General features: G+C 32.1%; 5 protein-coding genes. 1 reads left to right on the forward strand and 4 read right to left on the reverse strand.

Going from position 1 to position 6,000, the window contains the following annotated elements:
• Positions 1 to 34 precede the first annotated feature (34 nt).
• Positions 35 to 1,582 carry a DUF3794 and LysM peptidoglycan-binding domain-containing protein gene (locus tag SA378_RS08955; protein ID WP_318525647.1) on the forward strand — a complete coding sequence of 516 codons (1,548 nt, stop codon included), beginning with the start codon at positions 35 to 37 and terminating at the stop codon, positions 1,580 to 1,582.
• Positions 1,583 to 1,799: 217 nt separating this feature from the next.
• On the opposite strand, the gene dnaB is transcribed toward SA378_RS08955, so the two are convergent.
• The 4 genes from dnaB to SA378_RS08975 all read right to left on the reverse strand — a co-directional run.
• Positions 1,800 to 3,122, reverse strand: coding sequence for a replicative DNA helicase (gene dnaB, locus SA378_RS08960; RefSeq protein WP_318525652.1), 1,323 nt, complete (start codon positions 3,120 to 3,122; stop codon positions 1,800 to 1,802).
• Between the two features lie 22 nt (positions 3,123 to 3,144).
• Complete coding sequence (rplI, locus tag SA378_RS08965; RefSeq protein WP_318525648.1) at positions 3,145 to 3,591, reverse strand: 50S ribosomal protein L9; 447 nt, start codon at positions 3,589 to 3,591, stop codon at positions 3,145 to 3,147.
• On the reverse strand, positions 3,588 to 5,597 hold the full coding sequence (locus SA378_RS08970; protein WP_318525649.1) for a DHH family phosphoesterase: 2,010 nt from the start codon (positions 5,595 to 5,597) through the stop codon (positions 3,588 to 3,590). Before SA378_RS08970 ends, rplI begins: the two co-directional genes overlap by 4 nt.
• A gap of 28 nt (positions 5,598 to 5,625) precedes the next feature.
• Positions 5,626 to 6,000: DUF2232 domain-containing protein (locus SA378_RS08975; protein WP_318525650.1), on the reverse strand; the 375-nt coding region annotated here is incomplete at its 5' end.

The raw sequence follows: 6,000 nt of genomic DNA on the forward strand, positions 1-6,000 counted from the left end.
TGATACACTGTATAAGCTTAAAGGAGGATTTAATTTGTTTAAATTATTTAGCGATACTTTTAATATTAATGAAATCATTGATTCAAGTTCCACTGAAGTTTTATTAGAAAACGAATTTACTGTTCAAGATAACTTGCCTGATATAGAAAAAATAATATTAACTGAAGGAAAAATTAAAATACACAATGCTTCAGTAAAAGCTGACAATGTGACTGTTGAAGGAGATTTGATTTATAATATTATATATCGTTCCAACGATGAAGAAACTATAGCATGTTCCATGTCAGATAAAATACCATTTTCAGAAAATATTCACGTTGCAGGGGCAACAGACGATATGAATGCTCAGGTAAATGCTTATATTGACTACATCGACACAGATCAACTGACAAGCACAAGCTTTACTGTTAAAGCAGTAATAATACTTGAAACAGATGTAATCAATAAACACCCGATAAATTTTGTTTCTAACTTAGAATCAGACGGGAGTTTCCAGGCAAAAACAAAAAATATTAAATATACAGATGCTGTATCTAAGTTGTCAGAAGAAGCAACCATTAAAGATGCAGTAGAACTAAATAAATCTTCTGATGAAATAGCCAGAATACTAAAAGCAGATTCCGAAATATATATAACAAATATTGATACTTTAGAAGAAAAGATGTTGGTAGAAGGAATATGCAAAGTGGAATTTTTGTATGCTGAAGATAACAGCTTAAACTCAACAGGATTTATATCAGAAGAATTTCCATTTACTCACTATATAGAAGTAAAAAATTTAGGTGATGCTACTTTAAAAGATATAAACATTGCGCAAAATGAAATGACATATTCAATAGTAGATAATTATGACAATGAGAAAAAACTCATTGAATTCAATTTATCCTTCACAGTAAATACCGAACTATATGATACAATTGAAAAAAATATAATAATGGATTGCTATTCCACAGAATCGCTGCTTGGTATTGATTCACAAAAAGTAAATTTAAGCTCGTTAAAAGACATTGTAAATAAAACTGTAAAATTCGAAAACAACTTAGACGTTTTAGATGGAACTATTAAAGATATTTACACTGTAGATATAAGCCCTAAAATTTCAGAAAAAAGATTGTCAGATGATAATTATTTAGTTGATGGGTTTTTGGATGTGAACATATTGTATTTAAACGGCGACATAAATAAAATTGACAGAGCATACGGCTCACTTCCTTTTACTGCATCCATAGACCTGCAAGAAGGAGATTCTGCAGAAACAATTAATTCTGACGTAAAAATCAGCAAATGCAGAGCTAGCAGAAAAGGAAGCAGTTCAGTGGTTGTAAATTGCGATATTGATGTAAAGTTAAAATTCATGAACAAAGATGAATTATCAGTAATAAGCAATATTACTGAAGCAGGCCCTGTAGATCACAGCAAAATGCCAAGCTTAATTTTCAGAGTAGTCCAGCCCGGAGAATCAATCTGGGATATAGCCAAAAATTATAATTTATCCATAAATTATTTAAAAGAACTTAACGACTTGCCAACAGATAATGTCCTCAATCCAGGAACTAAAATAATAATAGCAAGAAAAATTTAAAGATTAAATCATGAGATTAATGGCAAAACCTTTTATGTCATCCTGAACGGTAGTGAAGGATCTCATACTTTATTTTAACATGAGATTCTTCGGGCATACGCCATCAGAATGACAAGGTCTGAAAGTTTATTTAGGTATAAAAAATAAAAATTCAGGATGATTATTTCCTGAATTTTTTTACCTTAATTGTTCATTGTTAAATATTCATTATTCATTTTTATTTCTGTATATTCCCAAATTTCGTGTATTGTCCTATCCACGCAAGTTCTACCGTTCCTACAGGGCCATTTCTTTGTTTTGTTATAATAACATCTGTAATACCCTTTTTTTCAGATTCTTCTTTGTTGTAATATTCATCTCTGTAAAGCATCATTACAACATCAGCATCCTGTTCAATAGCTCCAGACTCTCTCAAGTCAGACATAATAGGTCTGTGGTCATTTCTTAATTCAGGAGCACGGGAAAGCTGTGACAATGCCACTACAGGGCAGTTAAGCTCTCTTGCCATTGCTTTAAGACCCCTTGAAATGTTGGAAATCTCCTGCTGCCTGTTATCTCCACCTTTGCCGCCGTCAGTCATAAGTTGAAGATAATCTATAATAATCAAATCCAGACCTTTTTCAATTTTTAAACGTCTGCACTTTGACATTACTTCAAACAAAGTGACAGATGCTGTATCATCTATAAAAATTTTATAGGAAGAAATAGTACTCATTACAGATATAAGTCTGCTCCAATCATCATCATCAAGATTGCCTGTCCTAAGTTTAGTGCTTTCAACCATGGATTCCGTGCTGATGATTCTCTGCACATATTGTTCCTTGGACATTTCAAGACTGAAGAGTGCAACTGAAGCACCCGTCTTAACAGCATTCATAGCAATGTTCAAAGCTAGAGCAGTCTTTCCCATAGATGGTCTTGCAGCCAGCAAAATCAAGTCTGATTTTTGAAGTCCAGATGTCATTCTGTCCAAATCATCATACCCTGTAGTAATTCCCGTGAGGCTACCTTTATTCATGGCTCTTTCTTCAAGCTGGTTAAACACTTCCATCAGCACATCTTTTATTTCTGCAAAAGAATTAATACTTCTATTTTGAGAAATAGCAAATATTCTTGATTCAGCAAGTTCTATAACTTTCTGAACATCGTCGCTTTCTTTGAATCCTTTTTCAATTATTTCATTTGAAACGCTTATAAGTTTTCGAAGTGTCGACTTTTCTCTTATAATATTGCAATAAGCTTCTACATTTTTAGATGTTATAATATTTTCAGTAAGTCCTGCCAAATACTCAAAACCACCAATATAATCTATTTTTCCTCTTTTCTTAAGTTCTTCAGAAACAGTAAGAACATCCACCGGGATGTTCTGAATATGCACTTGCTTAATGCTGTCATAAATCTCTTTGTTAGCTTCATAATAAAAATCATCATTATTTAGCAAATTCACAATTTTTTCAACTGCAATGTGATCTAATAAAGCAGATGCAAGCACTGTCTGTTCAGCTTCAGAATTATGGGGAGGAACTTTTCCTAAATTCATTATTTCAGCCATATCAAACCTCTTATTTTTCTGTTACAATTACCTTTAATTTAGCATTCACCATAGAATGAAGTTTAATTTTCACAAAATATTCACCAACAGATTTAATAGGCTCTTCCAAATCGAATTTCTTTTTGTCAAAGCTAAAACCATGTTCGCTTTCCAAATGTTCAGCTATTTCCTTAGTTGTTATTGAACCGAAGAGCTTTCCGTTTTCACCTGTTTTCGATTTTATAACAACAGTAAACTTCATCAGTTCTTCTTCAAGTTTCTTTGCTTCTTCGAAAAGTTGTTTTTCTCTTTCTTCTTTTTGTTTTTTTGCACTCTCCAGATTCTTTAAATTCACAGGTGTTGCTTCTATAGCTAAGTTTTTAGGAAATAAAAAATTCCTTGCATATCCGTCTTTAGCATTAATAGTTGTTCCTTTTTTTCCTACATTTTTAACATCTTCTAATAGTATTACTTTCATAAGCCTTTGCTCTCCTTTTTATAATGTGTTATTGCTTCACACAATCTAGCTTTTGCTTCTTCCATGTCTTGGGTTTGAACCTGTGCACCGGCCATATTCAAATGACCTCCGCCACCAAGATATTCCAAAATCACTTGCACATTCTCATCACCAAGAGAACGTCCGCTTATATTAATGTAACTCTCGTTTCTTACAAGCACAAAACTCAATTTAACATCTTTAATCATCAAAAGCTCGGCTGCACTTTGAGCTGCTATTACATTGGAATCCTCAGAAATTTCATCAATATATGATATTGCCACATCGCCAAAAAATATTTCAGATCTCTCAATGATTTCGGTTTTCTTTTTCATGGAATCCAGACTTTCACTGAAGAATTTTTTAACATCCGCAGTATCTGCACCATTTCTTCGAAGGAACGATGCTGCTTCAAAAGTTCTCACTCCTGTTTTAGATGTGAATGAATTTGTATCCATTACTATTCCGGCCATAAGTGCATCAGCTTCAAATTTGGTAAGTTTTATATGGTCATCCATGTACTGCACTATTTCTGAAACGAGTTCACAAGTTGATGATGCATATGGCTCAATATAATCAAGCAATGTACTTTCAATATATTCCTCGCTTCTTCTGTGATGGTCAATTAAAACTATTTTATCTATTTTGCTCAATAATTCAGGTGATTCCGTGTAGCTTTTCCTATGTGTATCAAGAACTACAATTAATGTATTCTGATCAATTAAACCCATAGCAGTTTCCATATTTATCACTGCATCCTTGTAGTGGCTTTCTTCATTTTTCATTCTTTCATACATATTTTTCAATGCATAATTTACATTATTCAATACTATATAAGCTTTTTTACCCCTGCTTCTCGCTATGGCATAAAGCCCGATTGAAGAACCAAGACTATCCATATCCCCAACCCTGTGACCCATAATAATTACATTCGAACTTTGATCAATTATCTGCCTTAATGCATAGGAAATAATTCTAGCCTTAACTTTTGTACGTTTTTCAACCGCCTTGCTTTTTCCTCCATAAAATTTAACAGAATTTATTCTTTTCACAACAGCTTGGTCACCACCTCTTCCCAAAGCAACATCCAAAGCTCCTTTAGCATATTCGATAAGCTGAGTAAGATTTTTTGCGTAAGCACCAACACCGATACTTAAAGTAAAATTATAATCTTCTGCACCTTTTAAAGCTTTAACATCATCAAGCATTGAAAATTTCTTAGTTTCTAATGACTCCAAAAATTTATTTTCAATCATTATCAAAAATTTAGCTGAATCATATTTAAGTACAAATCCATTCATTTCAGAAGCATATTTGTTAAGTATCTTTTCAACTTCTGCAGTCATTGCAGATTTTTCACCCTTATCCAATTTTTCTGATATTTCATCATAATTATCTATTTGAACAAGTAATGCTATGGAACGTTCATCATTGTATTTTGTTTTCAAACTAGTGTATGCTGTAATTTCATTCCAATAACAAACATAAGATACCCCTTCTCCAAACTTCTTTTCTTCAAGTTCGTAATACATAACATTGAAGCTTTTGTTAGATTCCTTGATTTCTATATTGTTTATTGTTCCTTCTTTATTTCCTTCCATAGATTTCAACGGAAAATCAGTATCATATTCTTCGATATTTTCAATGTTATCTACCCTGTCTCCGACAAGTTCCTTAAACTTATTATTGAACCAGAACATTTTTCCTGCAGGACCAATTATGCATATCGGCAATGGAGAATAATAAAAAGAATTCACTGATAAATTTTCTATATTTTTTGTATATTCGATTATATAATTTTTAAGTTCTTTTTCTCTTAATACTTGTTTTCTGACGGTGATTGCAGTCACACCTAATAGAACTAAGCCTGCAAATCCCACATAAATGTACATGCCTTCTATAATGAAAATAGAAATTAAGATAATAATCACTATAAAATATATAACGCTATCATCCTTCAAAAACTTAGGAGTCATTTTATTATCCATCATTACCTCCAAAAATAAGTTATACTTTTTATCTTAACTTTCTTAAATCTATAGCCAAATCTATAAGTCCAATAACTGCAAGCACTTGAGATAAACCTGCACTCATAAATAATACAATTACTAATACTATTGTTCTAAAAGCCTTGCTCATGTTAGACTTTTCAAGATAAAATTTTAAAACTGCAAAGCCTTGGAAAAACATTGCTACAAATACAATCATAAATAAGTTAAGCTGTATTGCTCCGACATTTATTTTCAATATGCTCAACAGAAAAGACAAAAGCAAAAGTCCTGCCATTGCAATCATAAAAGTTTTTGGAAATGAAAAATAACTGAGTCCCTCATGCTGTTTAATATCTATTGAAAATCGCTTCGCAAACTTACTTGCAACTAAATAATTAAT

The organism is Sedimentibacter sp., assembly GCF_033447055.1.
In the GTDB taxonomy this organism is placed as follows: domain Bacteria; phylum Bacillota; class Clostridia; order Tissierellales; family Sedimentibacteraceae; genus Sedimentibacter.